19 protein-coding genes are annotated in these 20,828 nt (G+C 60.3%); 5 read left to right on the forward strand and 14 right to left on the reverse strand.

Features of this window, described 5'->3' with window-relative positions:
- The first annotated feature begins 5 nt into the window (after nt 1–5).
- The 3 genes from PIB16_RS12265 (at nt 6) to PIB16_RS12275 (ending at nt 2,762) form a co-directional block, all read left to right on the forward strand.
- The gene (locus tag PIB16_RS12265) at nt 6–671 is read left to right on the forward strand and encodes a nucleoside triphosphate hydrolase (protein WP_174000778.1); all 666 of its coding nucleotides are present in this window, start codon (nt 6–8) and stop codon (nt 669–671) included.
- 66 nt (nt 672–737) lie between these two features.
- Complete coding sequence (locus PIB16_RS12270; RefSeq protein WP_174000779.1) at nt 738–1,607, forward strand: D-psicose 3-epimerase; 870 nt, start codon at nt 738–740, stop codon at nt 1,605–1,607.
- 159 nt (nt 1,608–1,766) lie between these two features.
- Nucleotides 1,767–2,762, forward strand: a complete 996-nt coding sequence (locus tag PIB16_RS12275) for a hypothetical protein (RefSeq protein ID WP_174000781.1) — start codon at nt 1,767–1,769, stop codon at nt 2,760–2,762.
- Between the two features lie 11 nt (nt 2,763–2,773).
- Here the strand turns inward: PIB16_RS12275 and ehuA are convergent, their stop codons facing one another.
- The 11 genes from ehuA to PIB16_RS12330 all read right to left on the reverse strand — a co-directional run bounded on the left by ehuA (nt 2,774) and on the right by PIB16_RS12330 (nt 14,699).
- Entirely contained in the window at nt 2,774–3,553 is a 780-nt protein-coding gene (gene ehuA, locus PIB16_RS12280) for an ectoine/hydroxyectoine ABC transporter ATP-binding protein EhuA (protein WP_174000783.1), read from the reverse strand.
- Nucleotides 3,550–4,242, reverse strand: coding sequence for an ectoine/hydroxyectoine ABC transporter permease subunit EhuD (gene ehuD, locus PIB16_RS12285; RefSeq protein ID WP_080839336.1), 693 nt, complete (start codon nt 4,240–4,242; stop codon nt 3,550–3,552). The genes ehuA and ehuD overlap by 4 nt, the downstream gene beginning before the upstream one ends.
- Nucleotides 4,243–4,254: 12 nt before the next feature.
- Nucleotides 4,255–4,920: an ectoine/hydroxyectoine ABC transporter permease subunit EhuC gene (gene ehuC / locus PIB16_RS12290; protein WP_003521633.1), complete on the reverse strand. Its 666-nt coding sequence runs from the start codon at nt 4,918–4,920 to the stop codon at nt 4,255–4,257.
- A 60-nt stretch (nt 4,921–4,980) separates the two neighbouring features.
- Nucleotides 4,981–5,832 carry an ectoine/hydroxyectoine ABC transporter substrate-binding protein EhuB gene (gene ehuB / locus PIB16_RS12295; protein WP_174000785.1) on the reverse strand — a complete coding sequence of 284 codons (852 nt, stop codon included), beginning with the start codon at nt 5,830–5,832 and terminating at the stop codon, nt 4,981–4,983.
- A 61-nt stretch (nt 5,833–5,893) separates the two neighbouring features.
- Nucleotides 5,894–6,907 (reverse strand): N(2)-acetyl-L-2,4-diaminobutanoate deacetylase DoeB, encoded by a 1,014-nt coding sequence (gene doeB / locus PIB16_RS12300; RefSeq protein ID WP_174000787.1) that lies wholly within the window; start codon nt 6,905–6,907, stop codon nt 5,894–5,896.
- 4 nt (nt 6,908–6,911) lie between these two features.
- A complete protein-coding gene (gene doeA / locus PIB16_RS12305) occupies nt 6,912–8,090 on the reverse strand; it encodes an ectoine hydrolase DoeA (protein WP_174000789.1) in 1,179 nt (392 codons plus the stop codon).
- Nucleotides 8,087–9,100: an ectoine utilization protein EutC gene (gene eutC, locus PIB16_RS12310; RefSeq protein ID WP_174000791.1), complete on the reverse strand. Its 1,014-nt coding sequence runs from the start codon at nt 9,098–9,100 to the stop codon at nt 8,087–8,089. The genes doeA and eutC overlap by 4 nt, the downstream gene beginning before the upstream one ends.
- Nucleotides 9,097–10,116, reverse strand: coding sequence for a hydroxyectoine utilization dehydratase EutB (gene eutB / locus PIB16_RS12315; RefSeq protein ID WP_174000793.1), 1,020 nt, complete (start codon nt 10,114–10,116; stop codon nt 9,097–9,099). Before eutB ends, eutC begins: the two co-directional genes overlap by 4 nt.
- A gap of 68 nt (nt 10,117–10,184) precedes the next feature.
- On the reverse strand, nt 10,185–11,633 hold the full coding sequence (gene ehuR, locus PIB16_RS12320) for a MocR-like ectoine utilization transcription factor EhuR (RefSeq protein WP_174000795.1): 1,449 nt from the start codon (nt 11,631–11,633) through the stop codon (nt 10,185–10,187).
- 170 nt (nt 11,634–11,803) lie between these two features.
- Entirely contained in the window at nt 11,804–13,207 is a 1,404-nt protein-coding gene (locus PIB16_RS12325) for an aspartate aminotransferase family protein (RefSeq protein ID WP_174000797.1), read from the reverse strand.
- Between the two features lie 13 nt (nt 13,208–13,220).
- Nucleotides 13,221–14,699: an NAD-dependent succinate-semialdehyde dehydrogenase gene (locus PIB16_RS12330; protein WP_271045647.1), complete on the reverse strand. Its 1,479-nt coding sequence runs from the start codon at nt 14,697–14,699 to the stop codon at nt 13,221–13,223.
- Nucleotides 14,700–14,820: 121 nt separating this feature from the next.
- Here PIB16_RS12330 and PIB16_RS12335 point away from each other — a divergent pair, with 121 nt between their 5' ends.
- The gene (locus PIB16_RS12335) at nt 14,821–15,288 is read left to right on the forward strand and encodes an Lrp/AsnC family transcriptional regulator (protein WP_174000799.1); all 468 of its coding nucleotides are present in this window, start codon (nt 14,821–14,823) and stop codon (nt 15,286–15,288) included.
- Between the two features lie 23 nt (nt 15,289–15,311).
- Here the strand turns inward: PIB16_RS12335 and PIB16_RS12340 are convergent, their stop codons facing one another.
- From PIB16_RS12340 to PIB16_RS12350, 3 genes are all read right to left on the reverse strand, one after another.
- Nucleotides 15,312–16,121, reverse strand: coding sequence for a cyclase family protein (locus PIB16_RS12340; RefSeq protein ID WP_143240760.1), 810 nt, complete (start codon nt 16,119–16,121; stop codon nt 15,312–15,314).
- Between the two features lie 171 nt (nt 16,122–16,292).
- The gene (locus tag PIB16_RS12345) at nt 16,293–17,501 is read right to left on the reverse strand and encodes an MFS transporter (RefSeq protein WP_065657752.1); all 1,209 of its coding nucleotides are present in this window, start codon (nt 17,499–17,501) and stop codon (nt 16,293–16,295) included.
- A 188-nt stretch (nt 17,502–17,689) separates the two neighbouring features.
- Nucleotides 17,690–18,556: an alpha/beta fold hydrolase gene (locus PIB16_RS12350; protein WP_271045648.1), complete on the reverse strand. Its 867-nt coding sequence runs from the start codon at nt 18,554–18,556 to the stop codon at nt 17,690–17,692.
- 237 nt (nt 18,557–18,793) lie between these two features.
- Between PIB16_RS12350 and PIB16_RS12355 the strand changes: the two genes are divergently transcribed.
- Nucleotides 18,794–20,737: an ABC transporter ATP-binding protein/permease gene (locus PIB16_RS12355; RefSeq protein ID WP_174000801.1), complete on the forward strand. Its 1,944-nt coding sequence runs from the start codon at nt 18,794–18,796 to the stop codon at nt 20,735–20,737.
- Nucleotides 20,738–20,828 lie beyond the last annotated feature (91 nt).

The following is a 20,828-nucleotide window of genomic DNA, read 5'->3' on the forward strand; positions in this document are numbered from 1 at the left end:
GCACCTTGAACACTATTGACGATAATGCCCGCGAGATTGCGGGCCTTGCCCTCCAGCGACTGGAAGGGTCAAAGGGCCGGCGTGTGATGATTGCGATTGCCGGTGCGCCAGGATCGGGAAAATCAACCATTGCCGAATGCGTTGTCGATGCGTTGAACGCAGGTGAAGGCGTATCGGCTGCACTGTTTCCTATGGACGGTTTTCATTATGACGATGCCGTTCTGGAAGAGATGAAGCGCCGTCCCTTCAAGGGCGCCATCGATACGTTCGATGCCCACGGCCTGCGTCACATGCTTGAGCGCCTGAAGGCCAATGAGGACGATGTCGTTGCCGTCCCCGTCTTTGACCGCGCCATCGAAATCGCCCGTGCCGGCGGCCGCCTGATCCCGCAATCCGTCGATATCATCGTCTGCGAAGGCAGTTATCTCCTCGCCGGCCAGTCGCCATGGGATCGTCTCAAGCCGATCTTCGATCTCACGATTTTCGTTGATGTCGACGAAGACGATCTGCGTGCGCGGCTGCGGGACCGCTGGCGAAGCTTCGGTCTCGGCGAGGACGAGATCAACCGGAAGGTGGAGGAAAACGATCTCCCCAATGGCCGCTTCATCACGTCGACAAGCACGGAGCCGGATATTCGCATCGGAAATCCGGGAAGCAGTTCCGCGTCCTGAACCTGCCTGAAGGGCTGCGCCTCCCTATCCAAAGTCAAGCGAAACAGAAAAGCGAAAGAGACCCCCATGAAACACGGCATCTATTACTCCTACTGGGAACATGAGTGGAGCGCCAAGTTCGGCCCCTATATCGAGAAGGTCGCCAAGCTCGGTTTCGATATCATCGAAGTCGCCGCCCACCACATCAATGAATACAGCGACGCCGAACTCGCCGTCATCAGGCAGAGCGCGAAGGATAACGGCATCATCCTCACCGCCGGCATCGGCCCTTCGAAAACGAAGAACCTGTCGTCGGAGGATGCTGCGGTTCGCGCAGCCGGCAAGGCGTTCTTTGAACGTACCCTGTCCAATGTCGCCAAGCTCGATATCCACACCATCGGCGGGGCATTGCATTCCTATTGGCCGATCGACTATTCGCAACCGGTCGACAAGGCGGGCGATTATGCGCGCGGTGTCGAAGGCATTCACGGTATTGCCGATTTCGCCAATAATCTCGGCATCAACCTGTGCATCGAAGTCCTCAACCGCTTCGAAAACCACGTTCTCAACACGGCGGCCGAAGGCGTCGCTTTCGTCAAGGATGTCGGCAAGAACAACGTGAAAGTCATGCTGGATACTTTCCACATGAACATCGAGGAAGACAGCTTTGGCGAGGCCATCCGCACGGCCGGCCCGTTGCTGGGGCATTTCCATACCGGCGAGAGCAATCGCCGCGTACCGGGCAAGGGCAGGATGCCCTGGCACGAAATCGGCCTCGCCCTTCGCGATATCAATTACACCGGCGCGGTCGTCATGGAGCCTTTCGTCAAGACCGGCGGCACGATCGGCTCCGACATCAAGGTGTGGCGCGATCTCAGCGGCGGCGCCGACCTCGCGAAAATGGACGAGGATGCCCGCAATGCCCTGGCATTCTCCCGTTTCGTCCTTGGCGGCTGATGGCTGATAAGCGCATTGACCGGGCGGCGGCCATCTGTCGCCCGGGCAGCGACTGCCATGTTCGTCGGCTATCGCCGAGTTGAAAAGACAATCGCTTGTGGGCTAAAGCACTAATGTCTCTTCGGGATCAAAACGATCCGCCCAAGACCATTGGTTTGCATGATCCCTGTCGCACTCCCGTCCGTCGAAGCGTTGCTTCTCCTTGCCTTCTTGCTCATCACGACCTTCGTATGGATCGTCTGGACGCTCCTGCTGTTCGTACGATATGTGGCAGGCCGCTGGAAGCGCCCGACGATCCTGCCCTATGGGCTGGTAACCGCCGTCGCGCTTTTCACCCTCTTTCGGTTCGGTGATTTTTATCTGCAGATGCGCGCCTATGACAAAGAGAGGACGGCAAGCCATCGGCCGGAACTGCTCGAGCCGGCGCGTCTTGGCCAGATCGATATGCCCAAGGGCACGAAACTCGAACTGGCCATTGCCAACGACAGGGAAGCCTTCGACCGGGCCGTGTTTCCGCATCCGGTGCGGGTGGCGGATATCGATGCCGTCGAAATCGCCCGTTATATCGCGATAAAAACCAACGAGAATTATGAAACAGTGGGCTTTACCCCGCAGACCATGCGGATCACCGGCAACGGCGTGACCAGCCAGAACGGCTGGCGCTGCGACGCGACGCAACCGGTGGAGTTCGATCTTTCGCCCGATGGCGGCATATCCGCTTTCAACAACTGCACTCTTTCCGATGGCAATGTTGTCGACGGCATCACCCTGCCGAAAGGCACGTCCCTGCGTGCCTCCACCGGCAATGTCTATATCGATGGCTTCGTCGATTCCGATAAATGGGTTCTCGACACGGCGCAGGACCAGACGGTTCACATCGACGGTTTCGATCTTTCCGAGGCGACGCTTGCCCTTGATGGCGAGCGAAAACTCCACGAGATCAAAAGAGGTGTCCTGTCAAAAGACGCAACGCTCGGGACGCTTCACCATGCCGCCGGAACCAGTATTCGTTACAATCCCCGGCATCTTCGCAACGACTATCCCGGCGCGTGGTTGATAATCCCGCCCCTGCCAGCTGCCGATGCTCCACCGGTTCCGTCGCATGATATCGTGCAGGGCAGGGACGGAAAGGTTCTGTCCTCCGCCGCTGACTGATTGCACCGGGGTCACCGTAAGACGGAAGCGAGAAATTCGCGTGTGCGTTCTTCTTTCGGCTGGCCGAAAATCTCGTCCGGTTTTCCCTGTTCGCAGATGCGGCCCTTATCGAAGAAACACACGCGGTCCGAGACTTCCCGGGCAAAACGCATTTCGTGGGTGACGAGAAGCATCGTCAGGTCGTGCTCATGGGCCAGGTCGCGGATGACGGACAGCACTTCGCCCACCAGTTGCGGGTCGAGCGCCGAGGTCGGCTCATCGAAAAGCAGGACACGCGGACGCATGGCAAGCGAGCGGGCAATGGCGACACGCTGCTGCTGCCCACCGGAAAGCTGGACCGGATAATGATCCTTCTTATCTGCCAGCCCGACCATCTTCAGCAATTCGATTGCGCGCGCCTCCGCCTCCGCGCGGCCGATGCCCAGAACCCGCACCGGCGCCTCCACGATATTGCGAAGGACGGTCATATGGGGAAAGAGATTGAAGCTCTGGAACACCATGCCGACGTGGTTGCGGATCTGGCGCAGATGTTTTTCCGAGGCCTTGAATGGTCCTTTGCCGCCTGGCTCATGGTAGGACATATCCGCAATGGTCAGCTTTCCCTCCTGGAATGGCTCCAGCGTCATGAGAATGCGCAGAACCGTTGACTTGCCGGAGCCGGAAGGACCGATGAGGGTGACTTTTTCGCCCTTCGTCACGCTGAAATTGAACTGGTCGAGCACCGTCAGAATGCCGAAGCGTTTCGTGACATCGGAAAATTCGATCAGTGGCTGGTTCGTGTTGTTGGTCATCGCAAGGGTATTCCTGCTTTTGGAAGCGCCCTTTGCAGGCGGCTGAGGCCTGCCGAGCAGATTATGGTCAGAAGGAGGAAGATCAGGCCCACAAGCGTCAGCGGCACCAGATATTCGAAGGTGCGCTCGCCGATCATATTGGCAAGCCCCATCATCTCCAGAACCGTGACGACGGAAAGCACCGGCGTTTCCTTGATCATGGCGACGAGGTAGTTGCCCATGGCCGGAACGATGCGCGGAATGGCCTGCGGGATGATGATATCTCTGTAGGTCTGCATGCGCGTCAAGTTAAGGGCGGTCGCTGCTTCCCATTGCCCGTGATGCACCGCCTCTATGCCGCCGCGATAGACCTCGGACGTATAGGCGGCATATTGCAGGCCGAGCGCCAGCGCGCCGGTGAGAAATGCCGGCAGCACGATGCCGAAATCCGGAAGCACGTAATAGAGAAAGAACAGCTGCACTAGAAGCGGTGTATCACGCAGGAATTCGACAACCAGCGCGGTCGGCCAGGAGATCATCCTGACGCGGCTGCGGCGCAGCAGGGCGAAGACGAGCCCCAGAACCAGCGCGATGGCAAAACCGGCGGCGGCGGCCTTCAGCGTCACTGTCAGGCCGATCAGGATGATCGGCAGGATGGAGGTCGTGTAGGTGAGCCAGGTGGTTGTGTCCCATTCGTAACCATACATCATGAGCAGATATCCTTACGAATGGCGGGTGCGCGGGAAGACGTTGCCGCGCCGCACGAAGCGTTCGATCACCCGGATGACGACCATCAGGATCAGCGACATCGCGAAATAACAAAGCAGCGTGATCGAATAGATGCTGGCGCTATCCAGCGTCAGGTTGCGGATCGACTGCGCCGCAAAGGTGAGATCGGCAATCGAGATCAGCGACACGAGCGAGGAAAGCTTCAGCGTTTCGATGGCAAGATTACCGAAGGCCGGCATCATCTCAACGACAGCTTGCGGCAGCGAAATGCGAAACAGCGTCTGCATCCGCGTGAAATTCAGCGCGCGTGCGGCTTCCAGCTGCTGCACCGAAACGGAAGACAGCGCGCCGCGAACGATTTCCGCTCCGTAACCACCGGCATGGGCGGCAAGCACCAGCACGCCGGTGGTAATCGGATCAAAGCTCAGCCCGACCAGCGGCAGCGCGTAATAAAACCAGAAAAGCTGCACCAGCAGCGAGGTGCCGCGGAACACTTCCGTGTAACAGAGCGCGATGGTCGACAGGATCGGTCCACCCTCGACGCGCAGAATGCCGAAGAAAAAGGCGAGCACCGTGCCGACGACAAGGGCTGCGAGCGTAATCGTCATGGTGACGACGGCGCCTTGCCACAACATCGGCAAATAGGCGGTCATGTCCATCTGGCGTTTTCCCGAATTCCCGAGGAACGGCGCCCGGTTATGGCCGGGCGCCGGCTGGCATTATTTGCCGGCGCAGAGATCGGCGACCTTCTTTTCGGCCGCTGCCGCGATACTCTGTTCGGAGAGACCGTATTTGGCGAGGATTTTCTTGTAATCGTCGGTCTTGCGGAATTCGACGAGTGCGGCGTTGAAGGCGTCACGCAGCTCCTTGTCTTCCGGCCGGAAAGCGAAACCGCCATAGTTGCGCACAGGCGCATCTTTCACGACGGGGTCGGTAAAAGGCTCGACCTGCTCGACATTGGCCTGACCCTTGGCGAGTTCCGAAACCGTCAGTTCCGTTGCGGCGTAGGCGTCGGCCCGGCTCTGGACGGTTGGGATGGCGTCGGCATTGGCGGGGATGAAGACGATCTGCTCTTCCTTGACGCCGACCGCCCGCAGGAAGTCGACATTGTTGGCGCCCGACACGACAGCTACCTTCAACGAGGGGTCCTTGGCGATATCGGCATAGGTGGTCAGCTTTTTCGGATTGCCCTTCTTCACCAGCAGGCCTTCGCCATAGGACGAGTTCGGTTCGGTGAAGGCGACCTGCTTGCAGCGCTCGGGCGAGATGTTCTGTTCGGCGGCCGCAAAATCGAAGCGACGGGCTTTGAGGCCGGGGATCAGCGTGCCGAAGGGCGTCACCGTCCAGTTGACCTCCTCGATACCCATCGATTTCAGAACCGCGTTGGCCACATCGGGGCCGATGCCGGCGGAGGTGCCGTCTGGCTGCATGTAGGAATAGGGCACTTCATTGGCCGTGGCGGCGCGGATATAGCCCTGGCTTTTGACTTCCTCGACTGTCAGGGCGCGGGCGGACGTCACGCCGATGGTAAGCGCGAGGGCGGAAAGCCCGGCAAGTCTGGCAATGTGCATGTTCTTACTCCTCTGGTTGGGTTGCGCGGTCCGTTTTTGGATCTCACGATGTTTCTTGTGGCTAGATATTCTCCGTGACCGTGGCGATGACGGAAAGGCAGTCGCCGGCCTTGATGAGGCCGGGAACATGGCGCGCGGCAAGCACGCCATTGATGGAGGCGCGGTAATCGACCGGCGCGAGGCCGGTTTTGCCGACAGGATAAACCCGGGCGATTGTTTCACCTGCCGTGACCGCGTCTCCCAGATCGCGGACAAAGGCGACAAGCCCGTCGTCTTCGGCAAAGGTGAAGCAATCGCTGGATGGCATGTCGAGCCAGCGGCTTGGCGCAGGTGCCGGTGCGCCGGCAAGGATGCCGGCATGGCGCAGCAGATTGACGGTGCCTTTCCGGGCGATGTCGATCGATCTTGCGCTCGCCGTGCCGGCTCCGCCAAGTTCGGTCGTGACAAAGACTTTGCCCATCTCCTCGACCGTTGTGTCGAGCATACCGACGGCATCGATTTCCAGCATCTTCATCGAATAGGGGGCGGCAAAAGCGGCTACCGCTTCAAAACACCGGGCCTCCTGCGTCTTGTCGGGCAAATCGTGGGCTGCGGCGTAGGGCAGGAAATCAAGCGTCCTGCCGCCGGAATGGAAATCGAGGACGATATCCGCGAGCGGTATCAGATGGCGGGTCACGTAGTCGGCGATCTTCTCCGTCACCGTGCCGTCAGGGCGGCCGGGAAAGCTGCGGTTCAGGTTTCCCCTGTCGATGGGCGAGGTGCGTGTTCCCGCACGAAAGGCCGGATAGTTGAGCGCCGGCACGATGATGACGCGCCCGTTCACGTCTGCCGGATCAAGCGTGTGGGCGAGTTCGAAAAGTGCTGCCGGTCCCTCATATTCGTCGCCATGATTGGCGCCGGTCAAAAGGGCTGTCGGCCCTTCGCCATTGGCGATGACGCAGATCGGGATCATCACCGAACCCCAGGCGCTGTCATCGCGGCTGTATGGCAGCCGCAAATGACCGTGCTGCACGCCCTTCGCGTCAAAATCGACGGTGGGCGCGATCGGCGAGGGGCGAAGCGCGGTCTTCAACATCGTCTCAGCCTTTCACGAAGAGTTGCCGCGGCACATTGGAAAGGCATTCGACACCGGTTTCGGTGATGGCGATGCTTTCGGTGATTTCGAGGCCCATGTCTTCCAGCCAGAGACCGGTCATGAAATGGAATGTCATGCCGGGCTTCAGCTCCGTGCGGTCGCCGGGGCGAAGGCTCATGGTGCGCTCGCCCCAGTCCGGCGGATAGGAGAGGCCGATGGGATAGCCGGTGCGGTTGTCCTTGATGATCCCGTATTTTTTCAGCACGGCGAAGAAGGCATTGGCGATGTCCTCGCAGGTGTTGCCTGGCTTTGCCGCGGAAAGACCGGCTTCCATGCCCTCAAGTGTTGCCTTCTCTGCATCGAGAAATGCCTGTGTCGGCTTGCCGAGAAAGACGGTGCGCGACAGCGGGCAATGATAACGACGGTAAGCGCCGGCGATTTCGAAGAAAGTACCTTCGCCTGAGCGCATCGGCTTGTCGTCCCATGTCAGATGCGGGGCGGAGGCGTCGGCACCCGAAGGAAGCAGCGGCACGATGGCGGGATAGTCGCCGCCGAATTCGGCAGTTCCACGAATGCCGGCATCGTATATTTCGGCCACGAGATCGCATTTGCGCATGCCCGGCTCAACGACATCGACGATACGCTTGTGCATCAGCTCGACGATTTTGCCGGCCTTGCGCATATAGTCGAGTTCGGTCGGGCTTTTCACCGCGCGCTGCCAATTCACGAGACCGGCGGCATCCTTGAAACGGGCGTTCGGCAGATGTTTCTGCAGCGATGCGAAGGCGGCTGCCGAGAAATAATAATTATCCATCTCGACACCGACCGTCAGGCCGGACCAGCCGCGCTCCTCGATGATCTCAGACAGCAGGTCCATCGGGTGCCGTTCGGTCGATTGAACGTAATGGTCAGGATAGCCGATGATATTGTCGTGGTTGAGATAGGCTGTGCGCCTGGCGCCGTTGGCATCCTGCTTGCGGCCGTACCAGATCGGCTCGCCTTCCGGCGGCACCAGCACGCATTGATGCACATAGAAGGACCAGCCGTCATAACCGGTCAGCCAATGCATGTTGGACGGGTCGGTGACGACCAGAAGATCGATCCCGGCCTTTTCCATGGCCTTGCGGGTTTTGGACAGGCGCGCGGCATATTCCTCGCGCGTAAAGTTCAGCGTTACGCTCACGCTGCGTCTCCCATTTTTACGCTGTTTTCGATGGTTTGACCGCTCTTGACTTCCTTTGCGCGGGCAAAGGCGAGATTGGCGATGGCGGTGTCCTGCACGCCGGTGCCGGTCAGATCGGCAAAGGTGATGTCCTTGTTCGACATGCGGCCCTGCACCTTGCCGGCAATGACGTCCCCAAGTTCGGCGAAGTGTTGATCCGACGCGGCGTGGCCGGCGGCGATGGCATGATGCAACTCACCGAGAATGCGGGTCTGCGAGATGCGGTCCGCGACATAACGCGCTCTGGCGAATACGGCCGGATCGATCTCGTTCTTGTGTTCGGCATCCGATCCCATGGCTGTCAGATGCTGGCCTTCTTGCAGCCAGTCGGCAAAGAGGATCGGCTTTTCGGCGGGTGTCGTTGTCACGATGATGTCGGCACCCCGCGCGGCGGCCTGCGGATCGGCCATGGCGGTGACTTCGATGCCGTGTTCGCTGGCGAAATCGCTAGCCAGTCTCTCCGCCTTTTGGGGGTCCCGTGCCCATATCCGCGCCGATCTGATCGGGCGCACCAGCATCAGGGCTTCAAGCTGCAAACGGGCCTGCATGCCCGCCCCGAAGATTGCGGCGACGGACGCGTCTTTGCGGGCCAGATGCCGCGCCGCGACAGCACCGGCCGCGGCGGTCCGCACATCGGTAAGATAGCCATTGTCGAGGAGAAGGGCCTCCACCAGTCCGGTCTTCGCACTGAAGAGGATAATAAGGCCATTGAGGCTGGGCAGACCGAGTTTCGGATTGTCAAAGAAACCGGGGCTGACCTTGATGGCGAAACCGTCAAAGCCCGGCACATAGGCCGTCTTCACATCCACTTCGCCGCGAAACTCTGGAATATCGAGCCGCAGGATCGGCGGCATGGCGACGGCTTGTGTTGCGAGCGCCGCAAAGGCCCGCTCCACGCAGTCGACAGCGGAAAGGTCGAGCTGGATGACACCGCGCAGATCTTTTTCGGTCAGGATGGTGATGCGGCTCATGCGGCTCCCCCGTCGATGATTGTTCTGTGGACCGCCGGATCGATATTTCCGCCCGACACGATGATGGCGGTCGGGCCGCTGATGTCGATCTTGCCGGACAGGATGGCGGCGAAACCAACGGCACCCGCACCCTCCACCGTCAAACCTTCTACGCGCGCCGCATGGCGGATGCCGGCTGCAATCTCGTCTTCGGAAACCAGCACGATCTCATCGAGAAGCGCCTGGCAAAGCGCGAATGTCACGCGGTTCTCCAGTCCAATCCCGCCGCCCAGCGAATCCGCCAGCGTTTCTTCCTCCCGGACGGTGACGGGCCGGCCGGCTGCGACCGACGCCTGCATGGCCGCACCCCGCTCCATGGAAATGCCGATGACCCGTGCCCGTGGCTTTAGCGCCTTCACCGCAACGGCGATACCGCCCGCAAGGCCGCCGCCGGAAAGAGGAACGAGCACCGTCGTCAGTCCCGGCATGTCTTCGACAAGCTCGAGACCGATCGTGCCCTGGCCGGCCACGACGTCAGCATCATCGAATGGCGGGATTGCGGTCAGGCCGGGACTCTTGCTCAGGCGCTCCGCTTCCTCCTGCGCGTCATCCTGTGACCTGCCGACGATCCGGATCTCCGCACCGAGCGTGTGGATCGCCTCAACCTTGTTCGCCGGTACGAGTGCCGACATGCAAATCGTGGAGGGAATTCTGAGCTTGCGTGCAGCATAAGCCACGGCCCGGCCATGATTGCCGGTCGAGGCCGTGACGAGGCCACGCCTGCGTGCCTCATCGTCAAGCGAGAGTATGGCGTTCATCGCGCCGCGCAGTTTGAAGGCGCCGATGGGCTGAAGGGTTTCAAGTTTCAGATGAACGGGAGAACCACAGCGTTCGGACAGATTGTCCGAGCGAACAAGCGGCGTGCGCTCCACCTGTCCGGCAAGCCGCGCAGCTGCCTGCTCTATCGCGGCCAGCGAGACCGGAAGCAGGGTTTTGTCGGCGGATATGGATAGGTTTTCGCTCTTCATGATTGTCATGTTGAGAGCGAAGTAAAATCATGTCAATTATTATATTGTAATGATTCAATGATTTTCGAGCGGCCGCCTCAGCCGATTGAACCGATATCGTAGACAGGCGGCAGTTGCTCGAAGGTCTGCCGCACGGTGGTCAAGGCCTTGACGAGGCTTGGGTGATTGAGGCGGCCGCCGAGGCATATGCGGATGCCGCCGCCATGGCCGGGACCGGCAATGAATGGTTCCGACGGCGTGACCGCGACGTTCTGGTTTGTAAGCGCGCGCACCAGGCCGTCTTCTGTCCAGCGTGGTGGAACCTTCAGCCAGGCGCAGAAGGAGAGGGGGTGGGTCGAGGCGATATGGTCGCCCAATATGTCTGTGGCGATCTTTTGCCGCGCACGCACTTCGGCGCGCTGGACATCCAGCAGCCGCCCTGCGGTGCCGTTTTCGACCCAGCGCGTGGCGATTTCGGCCGTGAGATAGGTTCCGCTCCAGCTCGATACACGCAGGATGGAGGCGGCGCGGATGGAGTAGGCGGGCGGCACGACGAGATAACCGACGCGTAGCCCGGTCAGGACCGTCTTGGTAAAGCTGGTGACGAAAAAGCCCAGATCGGGCAGCATTTCGGTGATGGATGGCAGATCATCCTCGATGATCGGTCGATAGACTTCGTCCTCAATGACAAAGACGCCGTACCGCTCGGCAATCGCCGCAATCGCCCGCCTGCGCTCCGGGCCCGAAACATGCCCGGTCGGATTGTTGAGGGTGGGAATGAGCACCAGCGCCCTGACGCCGCCGGCTGCACAGGCGGCCTCCAGCGCGTCCGGCAGAATGCCCTCTTCGTCGGTCGGCAGGCCCTTGAGGCTGAAGCCAAGAATGTTCGACAGGCCGATAATGCCGTGGTCGGTGAGGTTTTCGCAGAGAACCACGTCGTTCGAACGGATAATGCAGCTCAAGGCGAGGAAAATGCCGTGCGCAGCACCATTGGTGACAAGAATACGCTCTGCGCCGGCGGTCACGCCCATCATGCCAAGCCAGATCCGGGCGGTTTCGCGATGGCTGTCGAGGCCCGCGACCGGCCGGCAAGGGCGCATGAAGCCCGAATTGTCGCCATCGGCCAATTCGCGAAGGATGGCGCGAGAGGCGTTTTCATGGTCGTCGAGATAAACGCCACGGATAATGGAGAGATCGAGCACCTCGGTCGGGCTGTGATCGAGCATCATGCGGCCCGCCCGGTCCGTCACCCGTGTCTTCACGAAAGTGCCGCGGCCGATTTCGCCGCTGAGATAACCCAGCCGCTCGGCCTCCTTGTAGGAAAGACTGACGGTCTGGACCGAAAGGCCGAGTTCGCGGGCGAGATCGCGGTGGGTCGGCATGCGGTCCATCGGCTTCAGGACGCCGGCGTCGATATCGGCAATGATGCGTTCCGTCAGGGCGGAATGTTTGGTTTCGCCCTTCTGCTTGGCAAGCGACGGCCGCCATGCCACCGGTTTGGTTGCGGAAACCGGATCGGAGCTGAGCGGATTGGCTTGACGACGCATGAAATTGTCTCGTTTTTGACGAAGGTAATTTCATGACATTATGCACGCTTCTGCGAAAAGATGAAGCCTTATGCAGCGCAGATGACAACTGCGCCGCAAATAGGCGCAGTTGTCATGTCATTGCTGTCGAAATGGGCAGCAGTGGTGACCGTTAAACGCCAAGGCTGGCGTCAGATTTTTTCGCCGGCCCGCACCAGATCATCCATGACGCTGCGGACAGCGGCTTCGGCGATGGCGATGATCTCATCCACCTCAGCCTTCGTTGTAACGAGCGGCGGTGCAAAGCCCAGAATATCGCCATGCGGCATGGCGCGCGCAATAAGGCCGCCGTTGCGCGCCGCCTTCGAAACGCGCGCGCCGACCGTGAGACCGGGGGCAAAACGTGTCTTCTTTTCACGATCCGCCACGAATTCGATGGCGCCCATCAGGCCCACACCGCGCACCTCTCCGACGATTGGAAGCTGCGCGAACTTCGCCTTCAGCTGCTCCTGAAAATAGCTGCCGACGGCGCGCGCATTGCCGGGCAGGTCTTCCTTTTCGACAATGTCGAGCACGGCATTGGCCGCAGCCGCACCGATGGGGTGGCCGGAATAGGTGTAGCCGTGGGAGAAGGCCCCGACGCGGTCAGCGCCTTCCTCCATGACTTTGTAGACTTTTTCTCCAACGATGGCGCCGGAGAGCGGGAAATAGGCCGAAGTCAGGCCCTTGGCGACGGTGATCAGGTCCGGCTCGATGCCATAATGTTGCGAGCCGAACATGGAGCCCGTGCGGCCGAAGCCGGTAATCACCTCATCGGCAATCAGCAGGACATCGTATTTTTTGAGAACATCCTGTATCGCCGGCCAGTAGCCTTCCGGCGGCGGTGTGATGCCGCCCGTGCCAAGCACCGGTTCGGCAATGAAGGCGCCTATTGTGTCGGGCCCTTCGCGCAGGATGAGTGCTTCCAGTTCATCGGCGCGGCGTTTTGAGAATTCCAGCTCGGTTTCACCGGCTTCCGCACCCCAGTAATGGTGCGGAACGCCGGTGTGCAGCACGCCGGCGCGCGGCAGGTCCATGTGGTCGTGATAAAAGCTCATGCCGGTCATGGAGCCGGAGACCACGCTGCAGCCGTGATACCCTCTCTCGCGGGAAATGATCTTCTTCTTCTGCGGCTTGCCTCGCAGATTGTTGTAATACCAGACGAGCTTTGCCTGGGTCTCGTTGGCGTCCGAGCCCGACATGCCGTAAAAGACCTTGCTCATCTTGCCGGGCGCCATCTGCACCAGCCGGTCGGACAGGATCGCCAGTTCGTCCGTCGTGTGGGCGGCGTAGGAATGGTAGTAGGCAAGCCTGTAGGCCTGACGGGAGATGGCCTCCGCCACCTCGGTGCGGCCATAGCCGACATTGACGCAATAAAGACCGGCGAAGCCATCGATCAGCTGTTTGCCATGCGCGTCCTGAATGCGGATGCCCTTGCCGGTTTCGACGATGGTCGGTTCGCCGAGTTTGCCGCTGGCAAAATCCTTCAGCTGCGTGAAGGGATGCAGAACCGCATTTCGATCCATTTCCGCGATGTTTTTGATGTCGATGGTCATAGGCGAGTTCCTTTCAGGCAGCCAGGTTGCCGAAGCAGACATATTTGGGTTCGAGATATTCCATGAGGCCATGACGCGAGCCCTCGCGGCCTAGGCCGGATTGTTTCCAGCCGCCGAAGGGGATTGGCGCGCCGGTGAATTTCGGCGTGTTGACGGCAACCATGCCGTATTCCAGCTGGTCGGTCAGGCGCATCGCCCGGCCGAGTTCGTTGGTGTAGACATAGGCGGCAAGCCCCATTTCCGTGGCATTGGCGCGGCGGACCACCTCCCGCTCGTCATCGAAGGGCAGGATCGCTGCGACCGGGCCGAAGGTTTCTTCGCGCGCGATCAGCATGTCGTCTGTCACATCGGCCAGCACGGTGGGGGTGACGAAATTGCCGCCGAGCGGGCTGTCCTGCCCGCCGCAGACGAGGCGCGCGCCGGAGGAGAGCGCCTGCGCAATCTGCTGGCGGCACTTTTCGGCAACGGACGGTCGTGTCATAGGCCCGATGTCGATACCGGGTTCAAGGCCATGGCCGACGGTCAGTCTGGAGGTCGCATCGGCAAACCGCTCAATGAAACGGTCATAAAGCCCGCGTTGAACATAGATGCGGTTTGCTGCAAGGCAGTCCTGTCCCGATGTCGCAAATTTGGCGGCGAGGCAGCCTTTCACGGTCTGGGACAGGTCCGCATCGGCGAAAACGATGAAGGGTGCGTGGCCGCCAAGTTCCAGCGAGGCTTTTTTGATGGTCGCTGCCGATTGCGTGAGGAGGAGCCGCCCCACCTCCGTCGAGCCGGTGAAGGAAAATGCCCGTACCTCGGTATGCTCCAGCAGGCGGCGCGCGAGCGGCGCGGCTTCACCCGGCAGAACCTGCAACACGCCGGCCGGCATGCCCGCCTCCTGCGCCAGTTTTGCCAGTGCCAGTGCCGAAAGCGGCGTTTCCGGCGCCGGTTTGACGATCATCGTACAGCCGGCAGCGAGGGCTGCGCCCGCCTTGCGGGCGATCATGGCTGAGGGAAAGTTCCAGGGCGTGATGGCCACCGTGACGCCGATCGGCTGCATCCGCACGGAAAGATTGCCGCCTTTGAGGTGGCTTGGAATTGTTTCGCCATAGGATCTCTCGCACTCGCTCGCAAACCAGTCGAGAAAGGCGGCGGCATAGGAAATTTCGCCGAGCGATTCCGCAAGCGGCTTTCCCTGTTCGGCGCTGATGATAACAGCGAGGTCGCGGGCATTGTCACGCATCAGCCGGCCCCATGCCCGCAGGATATCGCCGCGTTCCACGGGCAACATGTCGCGCCACCGGAGAAACGCTCTGCCGGCGGCCTCGACTGCGGCGTCCACGTCGTTCAGGGAGCAGGAAGAGACATCGAGCAGATGATCTCCGCTTGCCGGATCGACAACGCCCAGCGTCTCCTTGCGCGCCACCCATTGCCCATCCAGAAAGGCACGATGCTCGATCAGCTCGGGTCGGTGAAGGTTTTTAAGCGCTGCGCTGGCGATAGCTTCCATCGGCAAGTTCCCTTTTCATTTGCCAGAAGCTTAACTGCGCTGCATGATTGATCGACGGCGTTTAAGCATGCTTCGACGCAGGAATAATGCTTAGTTCGACATTCAGATGCAGGAATCCCGCATGACACAGATTGACCGAGCCGACCGGGCACTGCTTCACGCCGTGCAGAAGAACAATCGCCTGACATCGGAGGAGCTCGCCAAAATCGTCAACCTCTCGCCAACCGCGTGCCAGCGTCGGTTGAAGCGCCTGCGTGATGAGGGGGTGATCGAAGCCGATGTGGCAATCGTTTCGCCCAAGGCGGTCGGGCGCGGCATCACCATGATCGTTCTCGTCTCGCTGGAGCGAGAAAGGGCCGATATTGTCGATCGTTTCAAAGCCGCCATTCGCGCCACGCGGGAGGTGATGATCGGTTATTACGTGACGGGCGACGCCGATTTCATTCTGGTTATCACGGCCAAGGACATGGAAGACTACGAGGCCTTCACCCGCCGGTTCTTTTACGAGAACCACGATATCAAGGGGTTCAAGACGATGGTCGTCATGGACCGCGTCAAGGCCGGCTTCGCCTTTCCAATCGATCCATGAGTGAACGGAACGGCTGTCCGGTATCAGACGAGGGCCAGAATCCGGGCCGGGCCGCCCGTTCCGCCGCGGTGTGCCGGCGCGCCGACAACTATGGTCGCTCCCTTGACCGGCAGAGCCTCGAGGTTGTTCAGCCCTTCGATGCCGTAGCGCCCTGCCGGTAGCCAGGAATTGTGAACCGCGAAATCTGCGGAGTTGCCGGGATCCAGCGAAAGCGTGTCGACGCCAATGGCGACCGTATCGAGCTTGAGCAGAAGGTCGGTCGCCGATTTGCCGAAACCGGGGAAGGCGAATTTTCCGGCGTCGTCATTGCGGAATGAGGGGCTCTTCACTTTGGTTGCCCAGCCGGAGCGCAGGGCCACGATTGCACCTGCCGGAATGTCGCCATTCGCAGATATCCAGCGCTCGATGTCTTCGGCTTCAATGGTGGAATTGGCATCGTCTTTGGCGCGGTCGGTGATGTCGACGATGACGAGCGGCGCCACAAGTTTCTGCGGCTCCAACTGGTCGACGCTCGCGCCATCCGCGCTGAAATGGAAAGGCGCATCGATATGGGTGCCCGTATGTTCGTAGATGGTGAGTTTGTGGAGCTGATAGCCGTCCTTGGCGATCTCCGCTGCCCACTCGTATTCTATGCCCGGTTTGCCATCGAATGTAGGAAATGTGGAATCATAGGTATGGGTGAGATCAACGACCTCCCGGGGCGATTGCGCCAGCACTGGCGCCGCCAGGCTGCCCGCCGTCATGGCCGTTAAACCGGCCGCGGCGCCCTTGAACAGCAAGCGTCGTGACAGCATGTTCCGTTTTACGTTCTCGATCACGCAATTGTTGCACATGCCTCAGTCCCTCCGTTGAGAAATCCCTGTTCTCAAGCGTAGCGCAAAGGTGGAGTGACGCAAGGCAGGACCTGCCCCAATTTTTAACCTGTTGCAGGTGGCGGCTCCGGAAATTCGCCGCTCATCCGGTTGCCGCGGGCGTCAACGCCCGCGGCCCAGGAATGGCAGGGATCAGTCGCGACGCTGCACGACGGCGAGTGCGACCGTCAATGCGGCGAGGACGGCGGTGAGAGCGAGCGGCGCGGTCGCACCGTAGGAGTCAACGATATAACCGCCGAGCACCGCGCCAATGCTGATCGCCACCTGGAAAGATACCACCATCAGGCTGCCGGCTGCCTCCAGGGCATCGGGTGCACCACGGGAGAGGTTTGTCGGCAGCACGACCGGCCCCATGCCGAATGCAAGGCCCCAAAGTGCGACGAGAGCAAAAGCCGCACTCGTATGAGCGCCCCAGATAACGAGGGCGATCGTCGCAAATGCCATCACCGCGGCAGTGACGATGAGAGCAACGCGGATACTGGCGTCAGCCATCCGGCCGCCGACGACATTGCCGATCACCGAGGCAACGCCAAAGCCGAGCAGGGCGAGTGCAATCGGCGTGGTGTCAAGAAGCGTGACCTTTTCGAGGAAGGGACGCACATAGACCGAGCCTGCAAAATGCCCCGTCATCAGCAACAGGATGGCAAGCATACCGAGCTGAACGCTGCGGCGTCGCGTCAATCCAAGGACATCGGAAAGACTGTTGCTTGTACTTGCCGGCAGCGACGGCAGGCTGAGTATCTGAAGCAGCATGGCGACTATGGCAAGTCCCGCCGTCATCGACATGGCGATGCGCCATCCCAGCCAGTCGCTGATCAGGGCGCCCATCGAAGGAGCTGCAATGGTGGCAAGCGAAACGCCGAGGGTAACGATAGCCATGCCGCGCCCGGTCGAATTTGCGCCGACAAGCCGCGCCACAACGGCAACCGACAGCGCCCAGAAACCGCTGAGTGCAACACCCAGCCCGGCCCGGCCCAAGAGCAATAGCCAGAAATCGGCGGCAACCGATGCCAGAATGTTGGAGGCAATCGCCAGCGCGCTAAGACCGACAAGCACGGTCTTGCGGTTCAGCTTGCCGATCAGAACATTGCTCAACAGAGCCGTCACCGCGCCCACGGAGGCGGTGGCGGTGACGACCTGTCCGGCCGTGCCTTCTGTGATGCCAAGATCGCGCGCCATGGGCGTCAACAGGCCCGCCGGCAGGAATTCGGCCGATACCAGCGCGAAGCTGGTGGCCGCCATGGAAAGAACGGCGAACCAAGTCGCAGCCGTCCATGCGGGTTCTTCTGTGGTTTCCAGGGGGATAGCTACCCCATCAAACTGCGATGTTGTGTCCGTCATGACGTCTCTCCTTGAGTTGAGAGAGTTTTAGACGGTTTTTTCCGGATGATATGTATCTAAAAATCCGAATTTCATGCCTATTCCTCCGAAATTTGTGCATCGCACAACATTTGTCGTGCCATTCGCGTGGGGAGGATGCCATTGCGGACCGGCGGCCTGAATGAGGGCGCGATGAAAGCGTGGTCCCATCAGTGGTGGATGCGATCAAGAAAGCTCCGGATCAAAGGGATGACTTCCTCAAGGTTTGTTTCCAGGAGCCAGTGTCCTCCATCCAGTAGATGAAGCTCGGCAGCGGGCATGTCGCGAAGATAAGCGCGTGCGGAGCGCTCGGGCATGTAATGATCCTGCGGTCCCCAGATGATGACGGTCGGCGGCCGACAGGTTTGCAGGTAGCGGCGGTGGATCGGAAACCAGTCGCGATTTGCCTTGAGGTCAGAAAGTAGGTCTGCTGCGATATCCTTCCTCCTCTCCGTCACAAGGCTCCAGTGCAATTGCCAGAGGTCAGGAGGAATGAGTGCGGTAAGTTCGGGACGGACGTTATTCAGAAACTCGTCACGAAAATTCTCCTCGGTGACGGCATCGCGAAATGCGGCGCGCATCCGGTCTGCAGGCAGCGACCAGAACTTTTCGATATCGGCATATTTCGGCCCCAGCGCGTCTTCATAGGGAATATCGCCATTCTGGATGATCTGTCCCACGATGCGGTCCGGCTTCATGATGGCAAGCCTTGCGCCGATGGGAGAGCCGAAGTCGTGCAGGTAGAGAACAAAACGATCCAGACCCAGCGTTTCGACAAAAGCGTTAAGCCAGCTGGCATAACCGTCAAAGCTATAGGAAAAGGTTTCGGGATTGCCGCTATAGCCGAATCCCGGAAAGTCGGGTGCGATCAGCCGCCATCTGTCGGCCAATCTGGGCATGAGGTTTCGGAACTCGAAGGATGAGCAGGGATAGCCGTGCGGCAACAGAATGACCGGCGCATCCTGCGAGCCAGCCTCCCTGTAGAAGGTCTCTACCCCCGCAATTGAGGTTCTGCGATGTGTGACGCGTGTGTCCATTGAATTGCTCCCTCAGGGATAAGAGCGCAGAGCGGGACGAATGGTTCCCATATCCGTGCATGGCCGGATGCACGCGCTGAGCGGCAGCGGCGCCGATTTCGCTCGACCAGATGGAATGGGTCATCGCCGGCGCTCTGCTCGGACCGGGATTTGGCTATCTGCTGAAGTGGAGAAAAAACCGGGATCACTAGCGTCCCAGGCCGGCAACTTTTCAAACGGTCATCCGTTTAAGCATCCATGACCGATGCTGACGCAAAACCCAAACCAGTCGATGGCACCGGCCACAACGGTGCAGAGAATGTTCATGCCAACGACGCACCCGATGATCCCCTTCCGCCGGAGGAATTGGAGCCCGCTGCGGGTTTGACGCCGCAGCAGGCCGAAGAGGCTCGCAAGCGATATCTTCTGAAGCGCTTCCTGATCAGCGCGCGGGGTTTCTGGAGCCGCCGTGGGGACGGGCTTGCCTGGCCGTTCTCCATCGGGCTTCTCGCTATGATCGGCGTCAATGTCGGTTTCCAATATGGCATCAACGTCTGGAATCGCGGGATTTTCGATGCGATTGAAAAACGGGATGCATCGACGGTCTACTTTCTCGCTTCCATATTCCCGCCGCTGGTTCTCGGAAGCGTTTTTATTGTGACCTCGCAGGTTTACGTCAGAATGCGCATTCAGCGCCGGTGGCGGTCGTGGCTGACCAAGGTGCTGGTTTCCCGATGGATCGCAAATGGCCGCTATTACCAGCTTAACCTGATCGACGGCGACCATCAAAATCCGGAGGCGAGGCTGTCGGAAGATATGCGGATCGCCACCGAAGCGCCCGTGGATTTCGTGGCGGGCGTCATTGCCGCCTTCGTATCGGCGTCCACCTTTATCGTCGTTCTGTGGACGATTGGCGGCGCGCTGACGCTGCCGATCGGCGGCTTATCGGTCACGATACCCGGTTTTCTGGTGATCGCGGCGGTGATTTATGCGCTCATCACATCCAGTTCCATCGCGTTGATCGGCCGGAACTTCGTCCGGGTCTCCGAGGTCAAGAACCAGCTGGAGGCGGAATTCCGTTACACGCTCACCCGTGTCCGGGAAAACGGGGAGAGCATCGCCCTGCTTGGCGGTGAAGAGGAGGAACGGAGCGACCTCGACCGGAGGTTCCGCAATGTCCGGCACCAGTGGAAGCAGATGGCGCAGCAATATATGCGCACCACGGTCGTGTCGCATGGATCGATGTTGATTGCGCCCGTTGTTCCGCTTCTTCTCTGCGCGCCGAAATTTCTCGATGGAAGCATGTCTCTCGGCCAGGTCATGCAGGCGGCATCCGCTTTCACCATCGTTCAATCCGCCTTCGGCTGGCTGGTCGACAACTATCCCCGGCTGGCGGACTGGAATGCCTGTGCACGCCGCGTTGCCTCCCTGATGATGTCGCTTGACGGGCTGGAGCGGGCCGAACAGAGCGATAAGCTCGGCCGGATCGTGCGCGGCGAAACGGAAGGCGAAACGATGCTCAGCCTCAAGGATGTTTCGGTGTCGCTCGGCGACGGTACGGCCGTCGTCAAGGAGACCGATGTGGAAATCGGGCGGGGAGAAAGAGTGCTCGTCGCAGGCGAATCCGGATCCGGTAAAAGCACGCTTGTGCGGGCAATCGCGGGCCTTTGGCCGTGGGGCGGAGGCAGCGTCAGTTTTCGGGCCGGCAGCCGGCTTTTCATGTTGCCGCAGCGGCCATATGTGCCGTCCGGCACTCTTCGCCGGGCGGTCTGCTATCCGCAGGCGGCCGAGAGCTGGACGTTCGAAGAGATAGGAGAAGCTCTCGACAAGGTTGGTCTCGGCCATCTCAAAGACAAGGTGGAAGAGGAGGCGCCGTGGGACCAGACGCTGTCGGGCGGTGAAAAACAGCGGCTGACCTTTGCCCGCCTGTTGCTGAACGACCCGGATATCATCGTCATGGACGAGGCGACCGCGGCTCTCGACGAAAAAAGCCAGGACAGGATGATGCAGACGGTGATCGATGAGTTGCCCGACGCCACGATCATCAGCGTGGCGCACCGCGCCGAGCTGGAGGCCTTCCATAGCCGGAAGATAACCTTGGAACGCCGGGACGGCGGCGCAAAGCTGGTCAGCGATATCCACCTCATTCCCCGCAAGTCCAGATCCCACTCCCTGCTTCGGCGCATGGTCAAACGCAGGTAAGTCGCTGCGGCTGTCGCGAGTGCTAACGCGAACGAGTATCGCCCTTTCCGGTGTTCCCGCTCTGTGCGGCGTCACCCGTAAGAACGATGGA

The sequence above is a fragment of the Agrobacterium sp. ST15.13.015 genome (genome assembly GCF_027871645.1).
In the GTDB taxonomy this organism is placed as follows: Bacteria; Pseudomonadota; Alphaproteobacteria; order Rhizobiales; family Rhizobiaceae; genus Agrobacterium; species Agrobacterium leguminum.

Coding starts and splice junctions, on each gene's coding strand:
- PIB16_RS12270 (WP_174000779.1), top strand. CDS start 738: ATGAAACACGGCATCTATTACTCCTACTGGGAACATGAGTGGAGCGCC.
- PIB16_RS12275 (WP_174000781.1), top strand. CDS start 1,767: ATGATCCCTGTCGCACTCCCGTCCGTCGAAGCGTTGCTTCTCCTTGCC.
- ehuA (WP_174000783.1), bottom strand. CDS start 3,553: ATGACCAACAACACGAACCAGCCACTGATCGAATTTTCCGATGTCACG.
- ehuD (WP_080839336.1), bottom strand. CDS start 4,242: ATGATGTATGGTTACGAATGGGACACAACCACCTGGCTCACCTACACG.
- ehuC (WP_003521633.1), bottom strand. CDS start 4,920: ATGGACATGACCGCCTATTTGCCGATGTTGTGGCAAGGCGCCGTCGTC.
- ehuB (WP_174000785.1), bottom strand. CDS start 5,832: ATGCACATTGCCAGACTTGCCGGGCTTTCCGCCCTCGCGCTTACCATC.
- doeB (WP_174000787.1), bottom strand. CDS start 6,907: ATGTTGAAGACCGCGCTTCGCCCCTCGCCGATCGCGCCCACCGTCGAT.
- eutC (WP_174000791.1), bottom strand. CDS start 9,100: ATGAGCCGCATCACCATCCTGACCGAAAAAGATCTGCGCGGTGTCATC.
- eutB (WP_174000793.1), bottom strand. CDS start 10,116: ATGACAATCATGAAGAGCGAAAACCTATCCATATCCGCCGACAAAACC.
- ehuR (WP_174000795.1), bottom strand. CDS start 11,633: ATGCGTCGTCAAGCCAATCCGCTCAGCTCCGATCCGGTTTCCGCAACC.
- PIB16_RS12325 (WP_174000797.1), bottom strand. CDS start 13,207: ATGACCATCGACATCAAAAACATCGCGGAAATGGATCGAAATGCGGTT.
- PIB16_RS12330 (WP_271045647.1), bottom strand. CDS start 14,699: ATGGAAGCTATCGCCAGCGCAGCGCTTAAAAACCTTCACCGACCCGAG.
- PIB16_RS12335 (WP_174000799.1), top strand. CDS start 14,821: ATGACACAGATTGACCGAGCCGACCGGGCACTGCTTCACGCCGTGCAG.
- PIB16_RS12340 (WP_143240760.1), bottom strand. CDS start 16,121: ATGTGCAACAATTGCGTGATCGAGAACGTAAAACGGAACATGCTGTCA.
- PIB16_RS12345 (WP_065657752.1), bottom strand. CDS start 17,501: ATGACGGACACAACATCGCAGTTTGATGGGGTAGCTATCCCCCTGGAA.
- PIB16_RS12350 (WP_271045648.1), bottom strand. CDS start 18,556: ATGGACACACGCGTCACACATCGCAGAACCTCAATTGCGGGGGTAGAG.
- PIB16_RS12355 (WP_174000801.1), top strand. CDS start 18,794: ATGACCGATGCTGACGCAAAACCCAAACCAGTCGATGGCACCGGCCAC.